Here is a 22,172-nt window from a genome sequence, read left to right as displayed (position 1 = left end):
CTCCCCCTCAGGCAGCCAACTGTGATGCTCAGATTCGCCAACTGAAGCACTAAGAAGTCATCTCATTCGGCTCGGTAGGCTATTGGTAAAGAAAAGGTTTTGATTCCTTCGGTTCCGCACCGCGGGGGAACGTCAACCCTTTCTGGTCGGCGCAACCTGGTTAAGCACACTGGCTCGGGAAAAAAATCCGGACGACGAGGGAGCCTGATCATGGCCGATGTCGACGTACTTGTGGTGGGCGCGGGCCCGGTGGGCCTGACGGCGGCGGCCGAGCTGCGGCGGCACGGCGTGGACTGTCGCATCGTCGATCGGCTGGCCGTCCCACAACCCCATGCCAAGGCCATCGGCGTCCTGCCCCGCACGCTGGAGGTGTGGGACGCCATGGGCCTGGTCCGCGGGGTGCTGGACGAAGCGGTGCCGCACCTGGGCCAGCTGGTCTACATCGACGGCAAGCCTCGCCCCCGGGTCGAGCTGACACTGCCGCCCGACATTCCCTACCCCTTCGCCACGCTGCCCCAGCACGCGACCGAGCGGCTGCTCGCCGAGCATCTCGCGCGCTTCGGCACGCAGGTGGAGCGGCCGACCGAGCTCCGCTCGGTGGAGACGCGTCCGGACGAGGTCGAGGCCGTCCTCGCGCACGCCGACGGCCGGACCGAGCGTCTGCACGCCCGCTACGTCGTCGGCTGCGACGGGGCGCACAGCCTGGTCCGCAAGGCGGCCGGACTGACCTTCGAGGGCGAGGCCTTCCCCGAGCAGTACATGATCGGCGACGTCGAGGTCGACTGGGAGCTGCCCGCCGGCTACAGCATGCGGGCCGTGCACCTGGACGCGAACGGTGCGATGGACGACATGCTCGTCTGCATTCCGATGCCGGGCGTTCGGCGGTACTGGCTCTCGATGCTGCGCCCCGGCGCCCAAGCCGGAGGCGAAGACGGCTCGAGCGCGCCGGACGGGACCGTCTTTGGCCTGGGGGATGGTCAGGGACCGGGCCTCGGCCAGATCCAGGCCGCGCTCGACCGGCTGTCCCCGGAGGTGACGACCGCCTCCACGCTGCGCTGGTCGTCCGCCTTCCGGACCAGCCACCGCATGGTGGACCGCTACCGAAACGGCCGCCTCTTCGTCGCCGGGGACGCCGCGCACATCTACCCGCCGATCGGCGGGCAGGGCCTGAACACCGGCGTGCAGGACGCCTACAACCTCGCCTGGAAGCTGGCCCTGACCGTCCGCGGTCTGGCCACGGACGACCTGCTGGAGAGCTATCACGCCGAACGCCACCCGGTAGCGCAGGAGGTGGCCGGCCGCACCGTCCGCCATGCCCGCACCGTCCGCCATGCCCACTCCGGCCTCATCAGCAGCGGGGACGACGCCGAGATGCTTCTGCGGCGCCAGGCCCAGCTGCTGGTCGCCTACCCGGACAGCCCGTTGATCCAGCCGCAGGCGGTGGACGGCACACCCGCAGCCGGTCCCGTCCCCGGCGACCGGGCACCGGACTGCCGCGGCCTGCTGAGCGACCTCGCCGCCTACCCGCGGCGGCTGTTCGACCTGCTGCGCACCCCGCGGCACGTGCTGCTGCTGTTCGCGGGCTCGGAGCACGCCTCGGGCGACGGCGTCGCCCGGCTCGAGGCGTGCGCCGCCGAGGCGCATCGCGCCGCCCACGGCCTGCTCGACGCTTATCTGGTCACCGCCGCAGAGGTACCGGAGGACGCCCGCCCGGTCGGCCTGCGCCCGCCGCGGGTGCGCGACGCGGCGGGCGAGTTCCGCGACGCCTATGCACCGCGTGACGGCGAGGCCCTTCTGATCCGCCCGGACGGCTACGTCTCCGGACGCTTCCACCCGGCCGTACCGGAACGCCTGACGGCGCATCTGCGCCGAACTTTCGCCTGACTCCCGCTGCCGCGGGCGGAGCGCCGCCGGTGACGGCCCTACGGGCGTGCGCCCCCGAAGATCGAGGGGCACCCGTCCACAGGCCGTCAGCCCCGCGGAGGGTGTTGTCACGTTAGAAGTCATCTCACTCGGGTGAGTCTGCGGTAGCAGATGAGGGTGCAGGCGATGCTGGTGAGGGCCAGGAAGTGGTCGGCTTGCGCTCGTAGCGGCGGTGGAGGCGGCAGCAGCCGGCGAGCCAGGACACGGTGCGTTCGATGGTCCACCGGTGTCGTCCGAGTCGGCATACGTCGAGTTGAGCGACCTGTTGCCGTCCGTGACCGAATACTTCGGCCCCGACCACCCGGCCGCGCTCGACGCGGGAGACGCCTACGCCTGGCCCGCCGGGCGCACTGGGAGGGCCCAGGAGGGCCTGTGCGTGGCGCCCTCTTGATCAGGTCGCGGTGCCGGCACAGCACCGTTTCCGGCCGCACCGCAGCCGGCGAAGCACCGACCCAGGTAGCGGGCTCAGCAGTGCGGCCAGGAAGGCCCGGTCTTCGGGCCGGCCGGGGCTGGGCTGATCGGTAGGGTCGCAGGCAGCGAGGAAGGGGTGTGCCCGCCCGATGGGTCTGGTCAGCAGGCAGCAGATGGATGCGGACGTCGACTTCTACGCGTTGTGGCTGGAGGATGGGGACGACACGAGTGAACGGGACGAGCCGGAGGATGGCGCCCCGTTCGTCGCCGCATGCGGCCAGCGCGTCTATCTGCAAAGCGGCGGCCACACCCACACCCCGGCCTTGTCGGTGGAGGTGTGGGAAGACCAGCCGCCTGTGGACGGCGGGGTGTGGGAGGCCCAGGGCGAGGCGGGCATGGATGTCCCGTCCGGCCAGGTCGGGGTGTGGACCTACGGTGGGCCCTGCGAGGGCGCGATTGAGCTCGGTGACGTGGGTCGGCGCTGGCATGTACGGGTGTATGTGAGCGGTCGCGAGCGGGTTCGTGAACTGGCCGAGCAGGAAGTCCCGGTCCACGCCGAGCGCTACCTGCTGCAGTTCTGGCCTGCGTGACACCTTCCGGTCCCCGCTGGGGCGGGGACCGGGGGCGTGGTGGTGTCAGGAAACCTTGATGATGTAGCCGTCGATGATGCGGTTGAGGCGGTAGAAGTCCGCGATGGTGCGCCCGCCGGCGCCGTTGTCCTCCTTCGGGATCGGCCGTGCGGAGAAGTTGTTCTTCGGGGCCTTGCGCTGCGGGTCGTACTCCGTCAGCGACTGGGCCGGCCCTCATACGTGGCGGAGAAGGGGAACTCGTCGCATCGCTTGCGGCCCTGCGCGTAGGTGACGCCCCAGTTCTTCTGCTGGGAAGGCCTGGCCGAGTCGCTGGTCCACTCCCACATTGCGGGTGCGGATTATTCATTCGCCCAGCTCAGGCTGCATGTTGGTACTCGTGAAGGGTTCCGTCGAGTCGGTCCAGTCGGTGGATCTCCAGGTGCGTGAGCTGTCCTGGCTCGGTCTTCGGTTCGGGCAGTGGGCGGAGCGGGGCGGCTTGATGCAAGGCCTGGTGTGGCTGATGCCCGTTGTAGTGCAACTTGAACTCGCGGAGCACGGCTCACCGTCTTCGGGTGTGACCTCGCCGTCGGCGATTGGGGTGGAGCGATTCGAAGCCGTCGGTGTTGAAGTCGTGGATCATATCGTGGACCCGGTCCGCGCTGGTGAACGTCACCTGGGCGATCTCCGCCACCGCCATGCCCTGTGCTGACAGCAGTGCCATCTGGGCCCGCCGCCACGTCACGACCGAGCCGGTGCCTCTGCGGATGATCCGCAGCAACCTCGGCCTTCATCGTCATCGATCTCACGAACCCGCACACGTTCTGCCACCCGGACAGCGTCATGGTGACGCACCGCGTGCGCCAGCACCCGATCGGCCCGTCGCATCACAACAGGGCAGACGCTGCCTGATACGGCGCTGGATGCCCGCCGATGACATGGCGCGATGCGGTCTCGATGCCGCTGGCTCCCGGATGGTGGCGGCCGTCGACGGGAGGCAGGGTGGTGTCGAGACCGTTTGGGCGAGGCAGAAGGCACACGGCCTGTCACGGGTGCGGGCTGTGGGCCGTCCTCATCGCGAAGCGAGTCCTGTGAGCCGGGAACCGGCGAACTTGGTCACCGCCGAACGAGTGGGTCGGTACACCGGTCCGGAATGCGGTGGCCGACGCAAGATCGTCCATTCCGGGCAGGCCTACGGAGGTGTGGTCTATGTCAGCGAAGAACCCAGAGCACGGGAGCGCCCACGAGGTCTCCCTGCCGCCCGAAGTCAAGTTGCTGCAGGAAGTCACTCCGCCCTTCTTTCCCGAAGGTGCTTCGGGAATGACCATCCTCGTCGAGTGGCCTCCCGGTCACCCCGGGCTCCCTCCGCATCGTCACTCGGGCCCGGCGTTCGGCTACGTGATGGAGGGCGCGGTCCGGTTCGAGCTCGAGGGTGAGCCGGAACGTGTGGTCGAGGCCGGTGGGACGTTCTGGGAGCCAGGCGGTGACGTGATCCACTACCAGGACGGCAACGCCCTGTCGGACGCACCGACCAAGTTCGTGGTGACCATGGTGTGCGCGCCGGGTCAGCCGATGCTCAGGCTGGTCGACGAGGAGGAGCTGAAGGAACGGGCGCACCTGCGCGCCCCGCGTCCCTCCGAAGAATGACCCGCGAGATCGACAAGTGCGCGGAGTCCGGAACACGGATCCAGGCGCCGGGCTTTGCAGCAACCTCCGGCCTCCATCGTCATCGATTTCACGAACCCGCACGCGTTCTGCCCACGGGCCGACTCATGGCGACGCACTGCTGCGCCGGCACCCGAGCGGCGCGTCGCATCACCACAGGGCAAACGTTGCCTGATACGGCACCAGTTGGCATCAGCGTGGGTCCGAACGTTGCCTGATGCCAACGATCGACCCTGGTCGCACGAAGGCGAGTTTTGAACACGTTCAAGTAAGGCGTACGCTGCTGCCATGAGCGACAGTGGTGACAGACTCGCCCTTCTCAAGGGCATCCGTGCGTGGCTGGTCCTCTTCGTCGTCTGCCTCGTGCTGAGCGGGGCGACGGCCTTCCCTCTGGTGCACGAACTGCACTGGGCCGAGGATCTGTTGAGGTCTTTGTCCGTGCCGGAGCACCTGCCCGCGCTCATGGACTGGATCGAGCACGTACGGCAGGGGATCGACGTCGCCGACGAGGAGTACCCTTTCCTGCTGTACGGCACGGACTGGCTGGCGTTCGCGCACCTCGTGATCGCCGTCGCCTTCTACGGGCCCTACCGCGACCCGGTCCGCAACATCTGGGTCGTCGAGTTCGCGATGATCGCCTGCGCCGGCATCGTCCCGCTGGCCCTGATCTGCGGACCGCTCCGAGGCATCCCCTTCTGGTGGTCGGTCATCGACATGTCCTTCGGGGCATTCGGGGTGATCCCGCTGTACGTCGTCCGCAGGAAGATCAAGCGGCTGGAGGCGCTCACCTCGCCTGTGCCGCTTGCCATGGCTACTTGAGCGCCGCCGGCGCGATCCGCTGGGCCACCGGGTTCATCTTGGGTGTGCCTGGGGCGCTGAGGAGGATGTCGACGTCCTCGGCGGTGAAGACGGCATCGAAGGAGGCGGTGCACTTCGCGTCCCGGTCGCGGAGCAGGAACCGGACCTGTCCGCCGTGTTCGGCCAGTGCCCTGGTGGCCTCGCGGGCCTGCTGGACCGCCCCCTGTCCGGTGGGATGTGCGGTTCTGCGGCGAGGACTTCTTGAGCCCCTCACGATCGACTCCGGCTGGGCAGACAGGCACGCGGAAGCTCCTGGTGGACAGGCGATCTTGGTCGTGACCTCGTCTACCAGGAGCATCTTCACGTCCGGACACCACGCACCCCAACTACCCGCCGGACCACCCAAGTTGGAGCTCACTGCCGCTGTTCAGGCCGGGAATGTCTATTCCTGGACCTGCCTCGGATCGATGGGAATCTCTCGTGCCGTATTCTCGGCGCGCTCCTCGGCGCTCGACTGCCGTGCCGCGGTCCCGCAGCAGCGGTCGTACTGGTCCTGCCAGTTCGTCATGAACGTGTCGTAGCTGGACTGGCCGACCAGCTTCAGGTCCGACTCGTCGTTGTGCCAGACGCCGTTGCTCGTCCAGTTCGAGGAACCGACGAACACGAGCTTTGAGTTGGCGGCCCCCGCGTAATTGCCGCTGACCATCATGTACTTGTTGTGCGTGTAGTGCAGGGCGTTGCCGTTCGCGTCGGTGCCGTGGCTGGTGTCGTGCATGTCGATATTCGGCCGGTTCTTCAGGTAACTCTGCACGCTGTCATCGACCTGGCCGGCGGTGATCAGGATGTGGATCTTGACGCCGGTTCCTGCCAGGCTCACCAGCTTCTTCGGCAGCTCCAGATAGTTCCGGTCGCCCGGTTGTCCGTGAGAAGTCCACTGGAACATGGCGATGTTGATCGTGGCCGGTGCCTTGATGTTGTTCAGGAAGTCGACCCAGGTGTCGCTTCTGGTGCGCGCCTTGGGCCACTGGTAGGAGGGCGGGGACAGTGTCCTGGCGGCCGTGGCGCTGGTGGAGTTGTAGTAGTCGGGTGCCAGCGGGCCCGGGCCGTTGAGCGCCCCCTTGGCCATGGCGGTGAAGTAGCTGACGTAGGAGTTGTACACGTCGACGTTGCCCTTGACGGTGGCGCTGCTGTTCCACGCGGTGCTGGCCTGGGCGGAGGTGGGGTTGGCGCTGCTGACGGTCACTGTCCTGTTCGCATCGCTCCCGCCGCTCAGCATGTAGTACTTCGCGTGCAGGGCGGAGCCGGCGTAGTGGGTCAGGCAGCCGCCCGGGCACAGCGCGGCGAAGCTGGAGGCTCGCGGGTCGTTGCCCAACTCGGTGACGATCGACTGCCAGATCGTATTGTCGCTGTGAGCGTCCATCAGCGCCTTGACGATGACGCCGCGCTGGTGCGCGGCGATCAGGGCGTTGGCGAAGTCCGGGCCCGGCTGTGCGTTGCTGATCGAATACATGGCGACGCGTATGGTCTGCCCGCAGCTGGCGCTGTTGATCGATTCGATGATCGGGCCCATGACCTTCATCTGGGCTGCGGGGTCCTCCGGGTCATTGAAGCGCGGGCCCGGGCTGGAGGTGAACGGCCGCGACTCGCAACTGAGCGGGGGCTTGGCCGTCTTGACCGCGGCTTGCGCTGTTGTCAGCGACAGCGCAGTGACGACCAGTGCGGTGATGGACGTGAACGCTCGCTTCATGGGCGGCCTTTCGCTGGGCTGTTGGTGATGAAGAGTCGGGTTGCCGCAAGAGGCCCGCAGGAGCGATGCCGCCGTCAGCGGAATCTACTACTGTTCCACCGATTGTTCCGAAAAACACGTAAAGTCCGTGCACTGTGCATCGCAGGATTCCTTGAGCAGGGGAGCAACCGCGGGGTGTTGCTCTGCTGGTCGACCAATGAGTGGTCACCGTGGGGAGCGACAATCGCCTGGCGTAGCGACCCGTCCGTGCCGTCGGGCCGGCGCTCGCGCCCCTTGCCGCACCTGCGTGTGACGCGTCCGCTGCCACGACTGCGGAAAACTCCTTCACCCCGGGCAAGGCCGGGAAGGCAAGGGCAGCATGACCAGCCGCCCCCGAAGCGCGTCCGATGGCCCCCTGACCGAACCCCAACAGACCCTCGATGTTGGCGTGTTCAAGGTCACGCTGGCGGCCGCACTCTCCGCCGGACATCCAATGGCAGCCGGTGCAGCAGCGCAGCGAGGAACGCTCGATCACTCGGTGTGAACCGGACTGGCCTCTTGCCTAGTTGACGCTCCAGCACAGTGATCTGGTAGCGGAGGGCAAGAATCCGAGTGCTTGACATGGCCCCGACATGAGAGCACTCTCGCGGAAGTTTTCGTTCCTGCGCGCCGTGGCTCGACCGACACAAGGGCAGGGGAGTCGCCGTGAAGACGCACACAGCAGAGCCGGAACCGTCCACCGCGCGCACACATCGCAACCGCGCGGTGGTCGCCAGCACGGTCGGCACCGCCATCGAGTGGTACGACTTCTTCCTCTACGGCACGGCCGCGGCGCTGGTCTTCCCGCACCTCTTCTTTCCCGGTCAATCCGAGTACATGGGCATCCTGGCCTCCTTCGCCACGCAGTTCGTCGGCTTCGCCGCCCGCCCCATCGGCGCGGCGGTCTTCGGCCACTTCGGCGACCGGGTCGGGCGCAAGTCCACGCTAGTCATCACCCTGCTCCTGATGGGCATCAGCACCGTCCTCATCGGCTGCCTGCCCAGCTACGCGTCGATCGGGTTCGCCGCGCCGATCCTGCTCGTCGTCCTGCGCGTCTGCCAGGGCATCGGCGTCGGCGGCGAATGGGGCGGCTCGGTGCTCCTTGCCATGGAGTGGGGGCCGAAGAAACGCCGTGGCCTGATGGCCAGTTGGCCCCAGATGGGCGTGCCGCTGGGACTGCTCACCTCGACCGGCATGGTCAAGTGGCTGAGCGCCGCCTCCGGCGACGACTTCGACAACTGGGGCTGGCGTATCCCCTTCCTGGCCAGCGCCGTGCTCGTCGCCATCGGCCTGTACGTACGCCTGAGGGTCCTGGAGAGCCCCGACTTCCGGGCGATGAAGCGCGAGGAGGCCGTCGTCCGTATCCCGCTGTGGGACGTCCTGCACCACCAGTGGCGAGAGGTGATCACCGCCGCGTTCGTCCGCCTCTCCGAGCAGGCACCGTTCTATCTCTTCATCACCTTCGTCCTGACCTACGGAACGGAGCATCTCGGGCTGGCCCGGGGCGACCTGCTCGACGACACCCTCATCGCGGCCGCCATCGGGCTCATCACCATCCCGGTCTTCGGCCATCTCTCCGACCGCTTCGGACGCCGCCTCGTGTACGGCATCGGCATCGTCTGCGTCGGGGCCTTCGCCTTCCCGTACTTCGCGCTGCTCAACACCAGGACACCGGGACTCGTCCTCCTCGCCATCGCCTTGTCCCTGGTCTTCCACGACATCCAGTACGGTCCCCAGGCCGCGCTCATCGCCGAGGGCTTCGGCACCAACGTCCGCTACAGCGGCGCGGGTCTGGGCTACCAGCTCGCCTCGGTCATCGCGGGCGGACCCGCGCCGCTGATCGCCGCGGCGATCCTGGAGGACACCGGCTCGAGTGTCGGCATCAGCGTCTACATCCTGGGGTGCTGCGTCCTGTCCATGGTGGCTCTGCTCCTCGTTCCACGGCGCACCGACGGTGAGGTGACGGTGGGGAAGGGGCGGGGATCGGTGCCGCGGCAGGGGTCGGGGAAGCAGTCCACACGGTGAGGGTGCCGGTCCTGGGACCGGGGGTTCAGAGGAGCTTCTCGAAGAAGAACTCGTGCTTGAGGAACGAGGTTTCGTACTCGGAGCCGGGCGGAGCCGGGATGAGCTGCGCGGCCTGGAACAGCCGCCAGCCGTCCTCCAGCGCCGCGACACCTGTCTTGTACGGCGGCTCGTCACTGTCGCCGGTCGTGGGGTGGGTGCGGCCGGTCCCGTCGTAACAGGCCCAGCCGACGACCTCGGAATCGAGGGCGGAGGTGCCCAGGTACAGGACGAGAACCTGCTGCCGCACGGTGTTCTCCGTGGTGTGGTCGGTGTGGCGAGTGGTCATGCGTTGCTCCCCTGTGCGGGCCGGTTCGCGATACGTGTGGCCCAGTAGTCGATGTCGAAGTCGGGGTCGGCGGTCATGGTCCGCCACAGCTTGATGCGGCCGTACGTCTCTATGCGACCGGTGGCCGGCTCGTACCACGGGAAGGCTCTGGTCAGTTCTTCGCGGACGGCCGGGCCGCCCAGGTCCGTCGTGTCCCACAGGCGGACCTGTGGCACGGTCGGGTTGAAGCGGATCTTGTACATGTACCGGAGGCGGTCGCTGTCGTTGCGGCGTCCGCCGTGCCAGATGCCGTGGTGCAGCAGGATCACGGTGCCGGCCGGGCAGCTGAGCCGGGTCTGGCCGCGCAGGTTCTGGTAGCGGCCGATGTCGGATTCGTTGGTACGGCGAAGGTGGCTGCCCGGGACGATGAGCGTGCCGCCCATCTCGGTGGTGACATCGTGCGGGTAGTACATGAGCTGCACGTCGAACGCGTCGGACCGTACGTCGATGATGGCGTCGGCGTGCAGCGGCTGGGCGCGGCCCTCGTGGGGTGCCCGGGTGTGGACGTAGTGGTGGTCGACGGTCGGATTCGGCCCCACCAGGCTCGTCAACGCCCCTGAGACGGCCGGGAGTTCGATGAGGCGTCGGGCGAATGTCCCCTCGGGGAACGCCTTGGGTGCGGGGGTGCCGAACGGCACCAGGGGCAGTGGGCCGTCGAAGACGCCGGGCGCCTCGTCGTTCATCTCCTGGGGGACGATTCCGTCGAGCCGGAGGAAGCCGTGTGAGACGAACCGCGCCATCTGGGCCGAGCTCAGAAGTCCCGGCAGTTGCCGTGTGGTTGACATGTGGCAACGGTAGGCAGCGGCAGCGGGGAAGTCGTGGGTTGTAATCGACAGCGACTGGTATTTTCTCACCATGGTCCTGCCGTCGTCCGTGGAGCCGGCCCTCGACCGCCCCCCGCGCGAGGTGAGCGCGGGTGTGGGCGTGCATGGTTCGACCGGCCCGCATGAGGTGTTCCGGCTGCCGCACCTCTGGCAGCTGCATCTGTACGGATATTCGGGCCAGTTGGAGCTGTGTGGGTCCTCGCATCCCATCCGCCCCGGCCATGTGAGTCTCGTTCCGCCGGGTGCGGAGGTGCACTTCCACTACGGTGCACGCCGCTGCGAGCACCTGTACGCGCACTTCCGGCTGCCCGGCGACGGGGAGCGGCGGCCGGTGCCGGTGATGCAGGACGCCGGTTCGGAGGCGGCCGTGCTGAGCGGGCTGCTGCGGCAGACGGTCGCGGCGACCGCGCAGAATCCGGTGCGGGCGTCGGCGGAGCTGTGGACGGTGCTGTGGCGCGTGACCGGCCTGGGCGGCGGCGCTGCGGAGAGCCCCACGGGTTCCCCGCACCCGGCACTGCGGGCGGCCTTGGCGTATGTCGAGGAGCGGCTGGCCTGGTCCTTGTCCGTTCCGGAGGTGGCCCGTGCCGCCGGTGTCTCGCACACCCATCTGACCCGACTGTTCCGCGAGGCCACCGGGGGCACGGTCGTCGGCCACATCCGACGGCGCCGCATGGAACGGGCCCGGCACCTGCTGGAGGCCTCGACCATGGCGATCCCGGCGATCGCGACGACGGTCGGCATCCCGGACCTCCAGGCGTTCAACAAGGCGTGCCGCCGCGAGTTGGGCTTCTCCCCGCGCGCGGTACGGGAAGGCGCGCGCGGCTGAGTCGGTGTCGGAACGTCCTGTGCGGGTGCGCCGGGCGCTGTAGTCCCATTTCGCCGAGGTGAACCTGCGATGCCAGGCCGGCAGCGTGGCAGGTGTGACGGGGAAGATCTCGCGCCAGCGGCGACGGAGTATGAGGTTGGAAAGGGCAGCCAGCCAGAACCGGTCCGCGGGCTCGTAGTGGACCGGGCCGGCGATCTGTCGGCGTAGCACCGCATTCTCATGGCGGAGGGCAAGTGAAGCGATTGAGCTCTGCGACAGGAGGCGCGAGGCGTCCTGGGGGTCACGGGAGATGATCACCGCTAGACGGCTGCCGAGCGCCACGGTCAGCCATTGGAAGTGATGGAAACCTGTCCCGGCACCATGGTCGAAGAAACCGACCGGTATCCCTGGCGGCGGCGTGCCCACGACGCCGGAGAGGGAAACCGGGTAGTCGCTGACCAGCAGTTCCACCGCCGCGTGGGCGATAGCAGGACCCGCGCATGTTACTGGCTGGCAACGTGGAGACGAGATGTGCCGCGATGGAGGAGCTTGTGGTGCTGTTGGACGCCGGCACCCGCACGGACGACCCATTGCGAAATTCGTGATCATGAAGGCTGGCTGCGTCCGCTGATTCGCGTTATGCCCTGTGCTGTCCGGGCCTCCGAGGCGGGAAACATCCTGCCCGCCGGACTTGCCCCGACTTGTCCGCAAGGAGCAATGTGGAGGCATGGGTGGTAAGGAAGGCCCCACACTCATTGCTTCGGTGCAGCGAGCCTTCCGGTTGATGGAGGCTGTGGGTGCGCACGAAGGTGGCGTGCCGGCCAAGCAGCTGGCGCGCGAGACTGGGCTGGCTTTGGCCACGACCTACCATTTGCTGCGCACGATGGTGCACGACGGCTACGTGCGCAAACTCGACGACAGCACGTTCGTCCTGGGGGAGAGGCTAGGCGCGCTGCATGGAGGAAGCCGCGATCAGGCGGCGCTCAGCAGGGTCCGTCCGACGCTCACGGAGCTGCGGGATGGCCTGTCGGCCGCGGCCTACCTGACCTTCTACGAGGACGGCGAGATCCGGGTCGCGGAGATCGTGGACGGGCCGAAGGCGCCCCGTGTCGATCTGTGGGTCGGCTTCGAAGATGCGGGGCACGCCACGGCGCTCGGTAAGTGCGTTCTGCGTGAGCTGGACGGCGAAGCCCGCGCCGACTACCTCTCCCGCCACACGCTGAATGATCTCACCCCTCGCACCATCACTCACCGTGCCGAACTGCTACGGCGTCTCGATGCCGCGCCCCATGGGCCTGCGGTCACCGATATCGAGGAGTACTCCCTGGGCACCGCGTGCGTCGCAGTGCCCATCCGTCAGGGCGACACCCTTGGCGCGCTTGGTATCTCCCTGCGTGCCAACCGCACCGACCGTCTCGAAGGTGCTGTGGCGACGCTGGTAGCCACCGCGGAGCGGGTGTCTCGCAGACTCTCGCTCACCATCTGAAAACCGGAACCTTGTGACTTCGCGGCCATGACCTGTCTTATGGACTAAACGGACAAACCGGTCAAGGGTGCAGAGGAGCAGGGTCGTGTGTGATCAGGGCGTCGCAGGGCCGCATGAGTCAGTCGATTGCCACGTGGCGAACGGCTGGACGGTCGTCGAAGCCAACGAAGATGTCGACATTGCCTTCGCTCCTTTCGTGCAAGCTGCAGTGATCCGGAGGCTCGCCGAGGGCCACCGTCACTTTGTTCTCGATCTGTGCAGGACCCCCTTCCTGGACTCCATGGGGCTCGGCATGATCGTCGCTGTCACCAAACACATCAAGTCCCATCACGGGTCGCTGCGGATTGCCTGCTCCGACAAGTGGCTCCTGCATGTCTTCTCTCTCGGCGGTCTGCGTCACATCTACTCGTTCCACGACTCCGTCGAACAGGCCATCGCGCAGTCCCCAGGGGCGAGCTCCTGGCCCGTACGGAGCGCTACCAGGCACTCATGATCGATGCCGTCGACAGATTGGGTATGGATCGCATCGACGCGGGTGGCGGACGGTCCGTTGCAGAGCTGGCTGACTCGGTGCTCGCGGCAGTAGACGCGCAGCAAGGGGTGGGACGGTGAGAGTCCAGCACTGGTCGCTCCAGCCGGCAGCGGCCGCCCCCGGCATCCAACACCGCCTCCAGCGCCCGCAGTTGACTCGCATCTAGCATGCAGCGGGCGCTGCCGGGACCCTTGGGGACCAGGGCACCCACTCCTCAGCCGTCAGCCCTCCGCCATCGGGATACCTCATCCCGCGGGCATAGCGCAGCGCACGACAGTCGTCACGAGCCGACAACTTCGTCGGGGGCGGCATGACGTCCATCGGCCATTTCATTCCAGAGGAAGCACCCGAAGAGCTCGCCGACATGCTGAAGAGCCACCTCTGGTGACTTTCCGTGTTGTTGTCAAGCGCGTTCGGTGAGCAGGGCGAGCCTTTCACGCTACTGCCGGGCGATGCTGGGGAGGCTCCGGCGCACATGGAGGTGACCCGGTGAGCGCGGCCCACGGGCTCACTGATGCACCATTTCGTGGTCACGAAGCGCAAGCCGCCGGAGTTCAAGGCGTACGCGATTGCGCTGTACCAGTCGCGCTCGGAAGCAGTGATCAGGTCGGTTGCGGCTTCACCGCCGCAGCATCCTCCGGCCCCCGATGCGACAATGTGTGCGTAGGTCGTGCCCGTGGATGGGATGACGCTATGGGCTTCAGCAGTGAGGCGGGCGGTGGAGATCCGCTCAAACCATTCGACATGGCAACTGCAGCTTTGCTGATGGTGGACAGCCATGGTGTGATCGCGGGCTGGAACCAGGCCGCTCAGGATCTCCTCGGGTACACCGCGGCCGACGTGCTGGGGCACTCCGTGACAACCCTGCTCCTCGACGAGGGTGATGTGCCTGCCGTGCAGCCATGGCTGCGAGGGGCGGAGAGCGGCTGGGAGAGCCCCGTCGCAGTGCTCCACCGTGAGGGGCGTCCCGTGGAACTCGCGGTTCGTACATGCCGCCTTCACGCGCTCGGTGGGCATCGTGAGTGGCTCGTCGCCCTGCGGGACGCCGCTGCGCTGCGCGAGGACGAGTGGCATGAGGATGTCGCGTGGAGCCTGCTGCAGCAGTCCCCGCTGGGTGTCGCCGTGCTTGACACGGACCTCCGGTACGAGTGGGTGAACCTTGCGATGGCTCACCTCGACGAGGAGGTGTGCGGTGCCGCCACCAGTCCGGCCGCCGGTGCGGAGCCATCGCCGATCGTTGCACGCCAGGCCAAGCAGGTACTGAAGTCAGGGCAGGCACCGGTGGCACTGGAGAACATAGCGCCGGTCCGGGTGTCCGGCCGGGAAGACGGCGGTCACGTCAGGCTTCGCTCCTCCTTTCCCTTGAGCGGTGCTGACGGCAACGTGCTCGGGGTCTGTCACGCCGTCCTCGACTTCGAGGGTCAGGACCCGGCGCGCGAACGGCTGACGGTGCTCAACACGGCCAGTGAGCACATTGGCACCACGCTGGACCTGGACCGTACGGTGCACGAGCTTGCCGAGATCATGGTGCCCTCCATCTCGGACTTCGTGGCGGTTGACCTGTTCGAAAGTGTCCATACGCCGATGGACCTGACAACGAGATCCGCCGAGTCTTCCGACCCCTTGTGCCGTGTGGCCCACCTCTCGATCCAGGAAGATCGCCCCGAAGTGGGAGTCGAGATCGGCGCGACGCCCCATTACCCCAAGGAGTCGCCCCAACGACGTTCCCTGGCCACTGGACAGCCAATCCGAGAGGTGGTTCGCCCGTCGACGCCTTGGCTCGCGAAAGACCCACTGCGCTGGACAAGGCTGATCGGGCTGGGCGTGCACACGCAGCTGGTGGTACCGCTGCGGGCACGCGGCATCAATATGGGCGTCGTCACCCTGCTGCGCTGGAGGAATCCCCGCCCGTTCGACGAGGACGACCTCCTCCTCGTCGAAGACTTGGTGGGCCGGGCCGCCGTGTGCGTCGACAACGCCAGGCGTTACACACGCCAGCAGCAGGCGGCGCTGACCTTGCAGAGGAGCCTGCTGCCGCAGGACCTGCCCGATCTCAGCGCCGTCGAAGCCGCCTACCGGTACCTGCCGGCCGACACCGAAGTGGGCGTCGGCGGTGACTGGTTCGACGTCATTCCGCTCTCGGGTGCCCGAGTGGCGCTGGTGGTGGGCGATGTCGTCGGGCACGGCATCCACGCCGCGGCCAGCATGGGACGGCTCCGGGCGGCCGTGCAGACCCTCGCGGACCTTGATCTGCCCCCGGATGAGCTGCTGACCAAAGTCGACGACCTCGTGGTGCGTCTCTCCGACGAGGCGGAAGCCACATCCGACGGGCCCGTCGTTATCGGCGCGACCTGTGTCTATGCCATCTACGACCCGATCGCCCGCACCGTCACCATGGCCCGCGCCGGACATCCCACCCCCGCGATCGCGCGCCTCGACGTGCCGGTTGAGTTCCCCGACGTTCCCGCCGGGCCGCCGCTGGGGCTGGGCGGCCTGCCCTTTGAGTCGGCAGAGATCCCGGTCGAGGAGGGAAGCATCATCGCGCTGTACACCGACGGGCTGATCGAAGCGAGCGACCGCGACGTTGATGTCGGATTCGAGCGCCTGTGCTTCGCCCTTGCTCACCCTGACCGCCCGTTGGACGAGATCTGCGACACCATGGTCAGAATCCTGCTGCCCGATCGTCCCTCTGACGACGTTGCCTTCCTCATCGCACGTACCCGCGCCCTGAGTTCTGACTGTGTTGCCGCTTGGGAGGTGTCCGCCGAGCCGTCCGCCGTCCACGAGGCGCGTGAGAAGTCCGTCAGTCAACTTCGGGTCTGGGGAATGCAAGCGGCCGCTTTCACCACCGAGCTGATCGTCAGTGAACTCGTCACCAACGCCATCAGGCACGCCTCCGGCCCGATCAGCCTGCGGCTCATCCGCGAGCACGTGCTGATCTGTGAGGTCTCGGACACCAGCAGTACGTCTCCGCACATGCGACGCGCTTCGGGCACGGAGGAGGGAGGTCGCGGACTGTTCCTGGTCGCGCAGGTGGCCCAACGCTGGGGGACCCGCTACACAGCCGACGGTAAGACGATTTGGGCCGAACAGCCGCTGCCCACTTCTGCCTGACCGTCCAGCGGCCTGAGGCGACGATGCCCTGCCTACAACCACGACGGTCCTTCCAGCGGCACGTGGTGTGCCATCCGTACAGGTCTTTCTGGCCGCTCGGCTCCGCGCTCACCAGGTCGTCACCGAGCGCGAGTTGCCCGTCGGCGGTAGAGCGGTTGCGGCATGCCGGTGCAGCCGCCCGCCTGGCGCAGCAGGTCCCGCCGCGTCAGCGGTCTTGGCCTCGTCGAGGGCGCCGATCTGGACGAGCCGTTCGGCGACCGGCAGTGAGGGTCTGGCCCGCTGCCACAAGTCCTGCAGGGAAGCGTGGGGCTGGTGGTAGCGATCCGGGCCGACTCCGCGTCACTGATTCCTTTCACCGTGGACAGTGCGAGCCGCGCCCCACCCCTGGTCCGTGCCTTGACCCGGTGCGCTACCTGGGAGCGGCTCGCATCGTTTCTCGGTTCACCGAGAAGCCTCCTTCGCGTGATCGTCCCCACACGCACCGACATAGACTCGATCTCGCCGAACGGCGTCAGCTCGTCGCTAGCAGGAAGAATCGATCTCGTGGCCAACGCACTGCAGGAATTGGTGAAGAGCCGGCTGGAGCAGCAGGGCTGGTCCTATGGCGACGTGGCCCGGCGCGGCGGCATCCCGCGATCCACCGTTCACCACCTGGCGACCGTCGCGCAGGTGGCCCGTATGCCGCAGCAAGCCACCCTCGAAGGGCTGGCCCGGGGACTGGAACTGCCCCTGGACTCGGTACGCAGAGCCGCCGCCGAAGCCTGCGGAATCCACCTCTACTTCGAGGACCCCGCCGACACCACGTCCGACCCGGAGATCGCCACCCTCATCGCCAGCGTCCAGCGCCTGTCCGAAGCCGACCGACGCCACGTCACCGCACTCATCGAGTCCCTCCTGCGCAGCACCCCCGACCCCGATGCTCCGACAGACTCCGGCTCCGGCGACTGATGGGCGGTGTCGGGCCGTTCACCGCCCGTCACCGGAGGATCCGCAGCCATCTGATCACCGCGGCCACCGTCTGGTAGTCGAGCTCGGCGATCCGGGTGACGGCGTGGTAGTCGGTCATCCGTGCCGTGATGCAGGCCGAGTCCAGGGCACAGTGCAGCATCACCTGGTGCGCCTGAGTGGCCGGCAGGTCCCCCTCCATGCGCATCTGGGGGCGCAGCAGTGCGGAGATGGGCAGCGGGGGCGTGGGGTGTTCCAGGGTCATGTTCCGGTTCCTCTCAGGAAGGGGTGCCGTCACCGGTGCGCCCCTGGATACCGGCCCGGCGCATGAGGAGTTCCACCGTCCCGTGGCTGACGGCGATCCCGTAGGTCCGGGTGAGTTCGCTGTGGATGCGCCGGTATCCGTGGGTGGCGCCGGAGGCGGCGTGGATGGTGGTGATGAGTTCGGTGAGCCAGGTGTGACGGATCGACCGGGCGGAGGGATGGCGGGCGCGCCACGTGAAGTAGCCGGACTCGGTCACCCCGAGCGCCCGGGTGGCGGTCCGCACGGGCAGCCCTTCGCCGGCCATCACGTGGACTGCCTCGAATCGCCTTTTGGGGACACCACATCGCGCAGCAGCTCGGTCGCGCGCCGGAGGGCGGCGAGCTCGGACTCCAGTGCGGCGATACGCCGGCGTGCGGCCCTGAGGTCTGTCCCCGTGGACGGCTCGGGCCCTCCTCTGCTGAGGTGCGGCAGGTGCCGGCGCCGCCACTGGTAGACCGTCTGGTCGCTGAGGCCGAGAGCGACGGCGACCTTCTTCACGGGCTCGCCGTCGGCGAGCAGGTCCAGGGCCTTGCGGCGCAGTTCGGGCGGGTATCGCTTGGGTCGCATGGGCGTTATCTCTGGGGAGGTCGGCCCCCGGGTCCGGGAGAGCAGGCCCGGGCCCGGGGAGGCGGTGGGCTCCGTGGGCCCGGAGCGCCGGGGGCTAGTCGATGTGACGCCGGAGGGTGACGGTGGGCCGCAGGCCCAGTGGGTCGACGGTCTTGCCGTGCGGCGCGGCTGCGACCCCCTGCTGGAGAAGGCTCACGATCTCGGCGGCCAGGGCGTCGGCGTGGCCCTTGACGACGTCGATCGGCTCGCGACTGCGTTCCAGCGCGGCCAGCCGCCGTTCGTACCCGCCGAGCTTGTCTCTGGTCGCCGAGCTCAGCGTGAACCGGTACGGGGTCGAGACGATGAACTGGTAAGCGCCGGCGAAGGTCTCGCAGCCCTCGCAGTGGTCGTTGATTGCCTTGCTGGTGTTCGAGGCGTTGAGGCGCGCGGCCCCGTTCGTGGTGACGACCTGGAAGGACAGCGCGATCGACCGGCAGGGCGCGTCGATCGAACAGCCGACGGAGCGAGCGATCGCCCGGTTGCGTACGCCGGCGCCCACGACCGTGCCGAGCTGATGGATCGTGAACTCCTCGTCGTGGTCGATGCGGTGTCTGGGGTTGGCCAGGGACCGTGCCTCGTCCACGGCGATGCCGACGCCACTGGTGATGCGGGATCCGGTCGCCGCACCCGCTGGGGTCACGGTGGCGAGGCCGGTCAGGCAGACGGTGGTCAGCATGCCCAGGCGCATGGCCGTCCGGCCGACTGTGCTGGTGCGTGGCTTTCGGTGGCTCACTGAAGTTCTCCTTTTGCGGGTGTATGAGCGGCACGGGGCCGGGGAGGTTCACCGGGGTTCACGGCTGTTCATCGGGGGTTTTGGGCCCCGGGATTCACCAGGTGAAGGGGTCGGGGAAGCTCTCGGTGGGCAGCGGCGGGGAGGGGCTTGTCGAGGGCGGGGCCGACGGCGAGGCGCTCGGCGTACCGGCCGAGGGGCTGGGGCCGGACGGTGCCGGACTCTGCCTGCGGCTCGGGGTCGGGCTCGAAGTCGCCTTCTTGGGTGTCGGGGCGGCCGTATTGGTCTCGTCCTCGGCCGACGGGGAACCGCTCGCCGTGTCGGCCTCGTCGGACGGACTTGCATCGGGCGTCGGCGAGAGCAGGCTCGCCTCCGGCGACGGGCCGGTGAGGAGGGGCGAGTCCGGCCGGGCGTCGTCCTGCGGCGCCTCGTCCGAGTCCGACGGCGATGCCGTCGCGCGGAGCGTCGGCACACCGGGCTGGAGAATGGGGACGATGGGTGGCTGCGGCGGCAGCGGCTTGGGCGTCATCCCGCCCAGCCATGCCGCGCCGAGCGCGGTGCCCGCTGCCAGTACGCCGGCGCAGATGACCAGGCGAAGCCGGAGGTTTCCCTTGGTGGCGCGGAGGGTTGCCCGGACGAGCCGCCCGGTCAGACGCACGGTGAGATACCCCGCGCCGGCCAAGGGGCACAGGATCATGAACCCTCCGACGACGCCGACGAGTCCGGCCGCGATCTCCCCGTCGGCGAAGGCGAACCAGGTTCCGGTCGCCTGCTCGGCCAGCGAACGCAGCCCGGTGGCGAGCAGGCGCGGGAGGTTCCACAGGACGTAACCGAGCTCGCCGATGATCAGCGGCACCATGGTCAGCACCCAGACGGTCACGATGACCCGTGCGGAACGCTTGAGACCGGCCACCTCCGGGGTGACCGGCCGGCCCGGCAGCATGCTCAGGAGGATGGGTTTGATCTTGCCGTAGAGGTCGGGGATCCCTGCGAGGTCACCGAGGATGTAGTAGCCGTCCAGCCGGACCGCCGGCATCAGTTGTTCGAGGATCTCGAAGTGCACCAGGTAGACCGCGCCGAGGAAGAAGGGCTGGCCGGTGAGGAGGTAGGCGCCGGCCAGCCCTAGTAGGAAGACGACGTTGAAGTAGACCCCGCCCAGGTCGGTGCGGATCCGGCCGGCCCGGTTGATGCGGTAGACGTCGGTGACGTCGGTGTACATCGAGGGCCAGATCAGGAAGAGGCCGAACCCGATGCTTCCGGGTCGCGCGCCCCCGTACCGGCAGGCAGAGGCGTGACCGAACTCGTGGAACACGAGCGAGGCTACGATCAGCGCGAAGACGGCCAGCATCAGGACGGGTTGCTCCAGCACCTGGAGCACCGGCTGCATTGCGCCGTGGTAGCCGAACAGCCAGACGTCCAGCACGGTGACCGCCGCCAGCACCAGGGCCACCACGGAGGGCCGGTGCAGCCAGGCCAGAGCCGTGGCGATACGCGCGACCTGTCGCTCGCGGAAGATCACCCGGTGGCCCTTGAGGACCAGGAGAAGGTCGGACCGGGGACCGGCGGCGACCTGCTCGTCCGCGTGCCCGAACGGGACGGTGAGGCCGAGCGGTTCGAGCTTGTGCTCCACGAGGTAGTGGATGTTGTCGGCGCTGATCTCGCGTCCGAAGCGGCCGCTGACCCGGTGGGACATGCTCTCGGTGTCGCGTACGCCGTCGATGGCTTCGACCACGAGATAGAGCAGCCGGGAGAGCTGGACCACCTGTCCGTCCTCCCGGCGGACCAGATACTTGCGTTCCGTGGAACCTGATCCCTGGTACTCGCCCAGGCGTTGAAGCCCTGCGCCGAGTCGCGGGACGGGGAAGAGCGGTTCCTTGTACACGTCCCCGGGAAACGTTTTGCCTGCGTCCCGGACCGCCGTCCCCATGGGAGCGGGGTCATGGGCCCCCTGACCGTCGGCCATCGTCCTGCCCTCCCTCCCCGGTGCGGACCGCGTCGCCACGAACACGGTCCGCACGCGTCGGGTGCCGTTACTGGCTGATGTTGATGGTCTGGTTGGCCTCGGAGGCGGCGATGGCCTCGGGGGAGTTGAGGTTCGCCGCCAGCGAGTTGTTGTGGGCGTCGACGTAGGCGACGTGCCGCGTCACGTTGGTCGTCTTGACGAAGCTGAACTTCAGCCGGCCCAGGGCCTCACGGCCGGGCAGCAGTTCCGCGGACTCTTCGTTGAGCTGTTCGTTGTTCATGGTGAAACCTCTTTCGGGATGAAGGGTCGGTTACTGGTGGACGTTGATGGTCTGGGTGCCCGCGGACTGGGCGATGGCCTCGGGGGAGCAGGCGTTCACGGCGAGCGAGTTGTTCTGGGCCTGGACGTAGGCGACGTGCCGCGTCACGTTGGTCGTCTTGACGAAGTTGAACTTCAGCCGGCCCAGGGCCTCGCGACCGGGCAGCAGCTCTGCGGACTCCGCGTCCAGCTCACGCATGCCGAGCATGGTGGTTCCTTTACTGAATGGGCATGGACGGTCACATCCGATCCCGGACGTCCATCCATGCCGGACGATCTGTCTGACGAGATTGGACAGTAGACCGTCCAAGAACCTCGGACAACCACTTCACGCACATCGCCCCTCACCGGACACATCGCCCATCGGGGGAAACGGCAGGTGAGAGCGCGATTAGCCGGATATGAACTCCATCCGACACGCGTCGCACTCCCACCCGATTGGGTCAACTCGGGGCCATACGGCTCATGTTGCGCGACTCCACCACGGCTATCCTCTCGACCCCCAAGACGGGTGAGCCACCCGAAACCTCCGCGAGAGGGGTGCACGTGCTTGTCGTCCAAGGAGTGTCCGCGACCGCCGTCGTACGCGACAGAACGGGAGAGCCGGTGGTCCTGCTCTCCGGCGAACTCCCCGAGGCCCTCACCCCTGCCGCCCTCGACGAGCTGCTGAACCTGGCCGCCGCGGTGCTCGACGCGGAGGAGCTGCGGCTGTTCCGAAGCTGCCTGTCCGCCCTGCACTGCGGCGAGAAACTCGACGAACGCCGTATCGAGGTCAGCGGAGCCGTCCTGACCGTCTACCGAAGCTGACCGCACTGAACCGACTGCGCACAACGCGGGGCGAATGCGCTGCGGCAGATTTCCGTTTCCGCAGGGCAGAACTCCCCGCTTATGAAAACGGCAGAGAATTCTTCAACGCATTACCCGGGGCGGGCCAGAAGCTTTTTTGATATTTCACGGCGGCTCGCAACGCGACTGCGACATACCGGAGTTGCTTCACCCTGAAGAGTGTTTCCGGCCGCCGCGGAAGC

At 67.8% G+C, this 22,172-nt stretch carries 23 protein-coding genes and 3 pseudogenes; 12 read left to right on the top strand and 14 right to left on the bottom strand.

All coding sequences use genetic code 11. From position 1 onward, the window contains the following. Positions 1–210 precede the first annotated feature (210 nt). Positions 211–1,884 (top strand): FAD-dependent monooxygenase, encoded by a 1,674-nt coding sequence (locus OG574_RS09085; protein WP_326772719.1) that lies wholly within the window; start codon positions 211–213, stop codon positions 1,882–1,884. Positions 1,885–2,003: 119 nt separating this feature from the next. Here the strand turns inward: OG574_RS09085 and OG574_RS52700 are convergent. Further along, positions 2,004–2,258, bottom strand: a pseudogene (locus tag OG574_RS52700) (transposase); the annotation flags it as partial. Between the two features lie 225 nt (positions 2,259–2,483). Between OG574_RS52700 and OG574_RS09070 the strand changes: the two are divergent. After that, entirely contained in the window at positions 2,484–2,924 is a 441-nt protein-coding gene (locus OG574_RS09070) for a hypothetical protein (protein WP_326772718.1), read from the top strand. Positions 2,925–3,300: 376 nt separating this feature from the next. After that, entirely contained in the window at positions 3,301–3,612 is a 312-nt protein-coding gene (locus tag OG574_RS09065) for a hypothetical protein (protein ID WP_326778847.1), read from the top strand. Here OG574_RS09065 and OG574_RS09060 read toward each other — a convergent pair. Further along, a pseudogene (locus OG574_RS09060) lies at positions 3,499–3,731 on the bottom strand (helix-turn-helix domain-containing protein); the annotation flags it as partial. The gene OG574_RS09065 and the pseudogene OG574_RS09060 overlap by 114 nt on opposite strands. A gap of 378 nt (positions 3,732–4,109) precedes the next feature. Here OG574_RS09060 and OG574_RS09055 point away from each other — a divergent pair. Both OG574_RS09055 and OG574_RS09050 read left to right on the top strand, forming a co-directional pair. Continuing rightward, positions 4,110–4,547, top strand: a complete 438-nt coding sequence (locus tag OG574_RS09055; protein ID WP_326772717.1) for a cupin domain-containing protein — start codon at positions 4,110–4,112, stop codon at positions 4,545–4,547. Positions 4,548–4,853: 306 nt separating this feature from the next. After that, positions 4,854–5,384 carry a hypothetical protein gene (locus OG574_RS09050; RefSeq protein ID WP_326772716.1) on the top strand — a complete coding sequence of 177 codons (531 nt, stop codon included), beginning with the start codon at positions 4,854–4,856 and terminating at the stop codon, positions 5,382–5,384. On the opposite strand, the gene OG574_RS09045 is transcribed toward OG574_RS09050, so the two are convergent. Together OG574_RS09045 and OG574_RS09040 are read right to left on the bottom strand one after the other, a co-directional pair. Next, a complete protein-coding gene (locus OG574_RS09045) occupies positions 5,377–5,637 on the bottom strand; it encodes a hypothetical protein (RefSeq protein WP_326772715.1) in 261 nt (86 codons plus the stop codon). The two genes, OG574_RS09050 and OG574_RS09045, sit on opposite strands and share 8 nt — an antisense overlap. A 168-nt stretch (positions 5,638–5,805) precedes the next feature. Beyond that, a complete protein-coding gene (locus OG574_RS09040) occupies positions 5,806–7,110 on the bottom strand; it encodes a phospholipase D-like domain-containing protein (RefSeq protein WP_326772714.1) in 1,305 nt (434 codons plus the stop codon). A gap of 684 nt (positions 7,111–7,794) precedes the next feature. Here OG574_RS09040 and OG574_RS09035 point away from each other — a divergent pair. After that, entirely contained in the window at positions 7,795–9,153 is a 1,359-nt protein-coding gene (locus OG574_RS09035) for an MFS transporter (protein WP_326772713.1), read from the top strand. A gap of 25 nt (positions 9,154–9,178) precedes the next feature. On the opposite strand, the gene OG574_RS09030 is transcribed toward OG574_RS09035, so the two are convergent. After that, positions 9,179–9,478 carry a hypothetical protein gene (locus OG574_RS09030; RefSeq protein ID WP_326778410.1) on the bottom strand — a complete coding sequence of 100 codons (300 nt, stop codon included), beginning with the start codon at positions 9,476–9,478 and terminating at the stop codon, positions 9,179–9,181. After that, a complete protein-coding gene (locus OG574_RS09025; protein WP_326772712.1) occupies positions 9,475–10,302 on the bottom strand; it encodes a phytanoyl-CoA dioxygenase family protein in 828 nt (275 codons plus the stop codon). The genes OG574_RS09030 and OG574_RS09025 overlap by 4 nt, the downstream gene beginning before the upstream one ends. Before the next feature lie 70 nt (positions 10,303–10,372). On the opposite strand from OG574_RS09025, the gene OG574_RS09020 reads away from it, so the two are divergent. The 3 genes from OG574_RS09020 to OG574_RS09005 all read left to right on the top strand — a co-directional run bounded on the left by OG574_RS09020 (position 10,373) and on the right by OG574_RS09005 (position 13,125). Beyond that, entirely contained in the window at positions 10,373–11,167 is a 795-nt protein-coding gene (locus OG574_RS09020; RefSeq protein ID WP_326772711.1) for an AraC family transcriptional regulator, read from the top strand. Between the two features lie 706 nt (positions 11,168–11,873). After that, positions 11,874–12,632: an IclR family transcriptional regulator gene (locus OG574_RS09010; RefSeq protein WP_326772710.1), complete on the top strand. Its 759-nt coding sequence runs from the start codon at positions 11,874–11,876 to the stop codon at positions 12,630–12,632. 67 nt (positions 12,633–12,699) lie between these two features. Next, entirely contained in the window at positions 12,700–13,125 is a 426-nt protein-coding gene (locus tag OG574_RS09005; protein ID WP_326772709.1) for an STAS domain-containing protein, read from the top strand. A gap of 117 nt (positions 13,126–13,242) precedes the next feature. On the opposite strand, the pseudogene OG574_RS52695 reads toward OG574_RS09005, so the two are convergent. Beyond that, a pseudogene (locus tag OG574_RS52695) lies at positions 13,243–13,378 on the bottom strand (IS630 family transposase); the annotation flags it as partial. A 479-nt stretch (positions 13,379–13,857) separates the two neighbouring features. Between OG574_RS52695 and OG574_RS09000 the strand changes: the two are divergent. Together OG574_RS09000 and OG574_RS08995 are read left to right on the top strand one after the other, a co-directional pair. Continuing rightward, positions 13,858–16,278: a SpoIIE family protein phosphatase gene (locus tag OG574_RS09000; RefSeq protein WP_326772708.1), complete on the top strand. Its 2,421-nt coding sequence runs from the start codon at positions 13,858–13,860 to the stop codon at positions 16,276–16,278. A gap of 543 nt (positions 16,279–16,821) precedes the next feature. Continuing rightward, entirely contained in the window at positions 16,822–17,226 is a 405-nt protein-coding gene (locus tag OG574_RS08995; RefSeq protein WP_326772707.1) for a helix-turn-helix domain-containing protein, read from the top strand. A gap of 28 nt (positions 17,227–17,254) precedes the next feature. On the opposite strand, the gene OG574_RS08990 is transcribed toward OG574_RS08995, so the two are convergent. From OG574_RS08990 to OG574_RS08960, 7 genes are all read right to left on the bottom strand, one after another. After that, positions 17,255–17,488: a hypothetical protein gene (locus tag OG574_RS08990; protein ID WP_326772706.1), complete on the bottom strand. Its 234-nt coding sequence runs from the start codon at positions 17,486–17,488 to the stop codon at positions 17,255–17,257. A gap of 13 nt (positions 17,489–17,501) precedes the next feature. Next, positions 17,502–17,792 (bottom strand): IS3 family transposase, encoded by a 291-nt coding sequence (locus OG574_RS08985; protein WP_326772705.1) that lies wholly within the window; start codon positions 17,790–17,792, stop codon positions 17,502–17,504. Beyond that, complete coding sequence (locus tag OG574_RS08980) at positions 17,792–18,094, bottom strand: helix-turn-helix domain-containing protein (protein ID WP_326772704.1); 303 nt, start codon at positions 18,092–18,094, stop codon at positions 17,792–17,794. Before OG574_RS08980 ends, OG574_RS08985 begins: the two co-directional genes overlap by 1 nt. 94 nt (positions 18,095–18,188) lie before the next feature. After that, on the bottom strand, positions 18,189–18,866 hold the full coding sequence (locus OG574_RS08975; RefSeq protein ID WP_326772703.1) for a hypothetical protein: 678 nt from the start codon (positions 18,864–18,866) through the stop codon (positions 18,189–18,191). A 94-nt stretch (positions 18,867–18,960) separates the two neighbouring features. After that, positions 18,961–20,826, bottom strand: a complete 1,866-nt coding sequence (locus OG574_RS08970) for a hypothetical protein (RefSeq protein ID WP_326772702.1) — start codon at positions 20,824–20,826, stop codon at positions 18,961–18,963. Between the two features lie 67 nt (positions 20,827–20,893). Beyond that, on the bottom strand, positions 20,894–21,106 hold the full coding sequence (locus OG574_RS08965; RefSeq protein WP_100592708.1) for a hypothetical protein: 213 nt from the start codon (positions 21,104–21,106) through the stop codon (positions 20,894–20,896). 30 nt (positions 21,107–21,136) lie between these two features. Next, positions 21,137–21,352, bottom strand: a complete 216-nt coding sequence (locus OG574_RS08960) for a hypothetical protein (protein ID WP_326772701.1) — start codon at positions 21,350–21,352, stop codon at positions 21,137–21,139. A 356-nt stretch (positions 21,353–21,708) separates the two neighbouring features. Here OG574_RS08960 and OG574_RS08955 point away from each other — a divergent pair, with 356 nt between their 5' ends. After that, complete coding sequence (locus tag OG574_RS08955) at positions 21,709–21,951, top strand: hypothetical protein (RefSeq protein ID WP_326772700.1); 243 nt, start codon at positions 21,709–21,711, stop codon at positions 21,949–21,951. Positions 21,952–22,172 lie beyond the last annotated feature (221 nt).

Source organism: Streptomyces sp. NBC_01445 (assembly GCF_035918235.1).
Taxonomy (GTDB): domain Bacteria; phylum Actinomycetota; class Actinomycetes; order Streptomycetales; family Streptomycetaceae; genus Streptomyces.
The sequence above is the reverse complement of the archived record's forward strand: the minus strand, read 5'-3'. Positions and strand labels throughout refer to the sequence as shown.

Bases quoted from the DNA above. Each gene is read 5' to 3' on its own strand.
- OG574_RS09025 (WP_326772712.1), bottom strand. From the start codon at position 10,302: ATGTCAACCACACGGCAACTGCCGGGACTTCTGAGCTCGGCCCAGATG.
- OG574_RS09030 (WP_326778410.1), bottom strand. From the start codon at position 9,478: ATGACCACTCGCCACACCGACCACACCACGGAGAACACCGTGCGGCAG.
- OG574_RS09040 (WP_326772714.1), bottom strand. From the start codon at position 7,110: ATGAAGCGAGCGTTCACGTCCATCACCGCACTGGTCGTCACTGCGCTG.
- OG574_RS09020 (WP_326772711.1), top strand. From the start codon at position 10,373: ATGGTCCTGCCGTCGTCCGTGGAGCCGGCCCTCGACCGCCCCCCGCGC.
- OG574_RS09055 (WP_326772717.1), top strand. From the start codon at position 4,110: ATGTCAGCGAAGAACCCAGAGCACGGGAGCGCCCACGAGGTCTCCCTG.
- OG574_RS09070 (WP_326772718.1), top strand. From the start codon at position 2,484: ATGGGTCTGGTCAGCAGGCAGCAGATGGATGCGGACGTCGACTTCTAC.
- OG574_RS08985 (WP_326772705.1), bottom strand. From the start codon at position 17,792: ATGGCCGGCGAAGGGCTGCCCGTGCGGACCGCCACCCGGGCGCTCGGG.
- OG574_RS09050 (WP_326772716.1), top strand. From the start codon at position 4,854: ATGAGCGACAGTGGTGACAGACTCGCCCTTCTCAAGGGCATCCGTGCG.
- OG574_RS09000 (WP_326772708.1), top strand. From the start codon at position 13,858: ATGGGCTTCAGCAGTGAGGCGGGCGGTGGAGATCCGCTCAAACCATTC.
- OG574_RS08990 (WP_326772706.1), bottom strand. From the start codon at position 17,488: ATGACCCTGGAACACCCCACGCCCCCGCTGCCCATCTCCGCACTGCTG.
- OG574_RS09085 (WP_326772719.1), top strand. From the start codon at position 211: ATGGCCGATGTCGACGTACTTGTGGTGGGCGCGGGCCCGGTGGGCCTG.
- OG574_RS08970 (WP_326772702.1), bottom strand. From the start codon at position 20,826: ATGGCCGACGGTCAGGGGGCCCATGACCCCGCTCCCATGGGGACGGCG.
- OG574_RS08965 (WP_100592708.1), bottom strand. From the start codon at position 21,106: ATGAACAACGAACAGCTCAACGAAGAGTCCGCGGAACTGCTGCCCGGC.
- OG574_RS09010 (WP_326772710.1), top strand. From the start codon at position 11,874: ATGGGTGGTAAGGAAGGCCCCACACTCATTGCTTCGGTGCAGCGAGCC.
- OG574_RS08980 (WP_326772704.1), bottom strand. From the start codon at position 18,094: ATGCGACCCAAGCGATACCCGCCCGAACTGCGCCGCAAGGCCCTGGAC.
- OG574_RS08960 (WP_326772701.1), bottom strand. From the start codon at position 21,352: ATGCTCGGCATGCGTGAGCTGGACGCGGAGTCCGCAGAGCTGCTGCCC.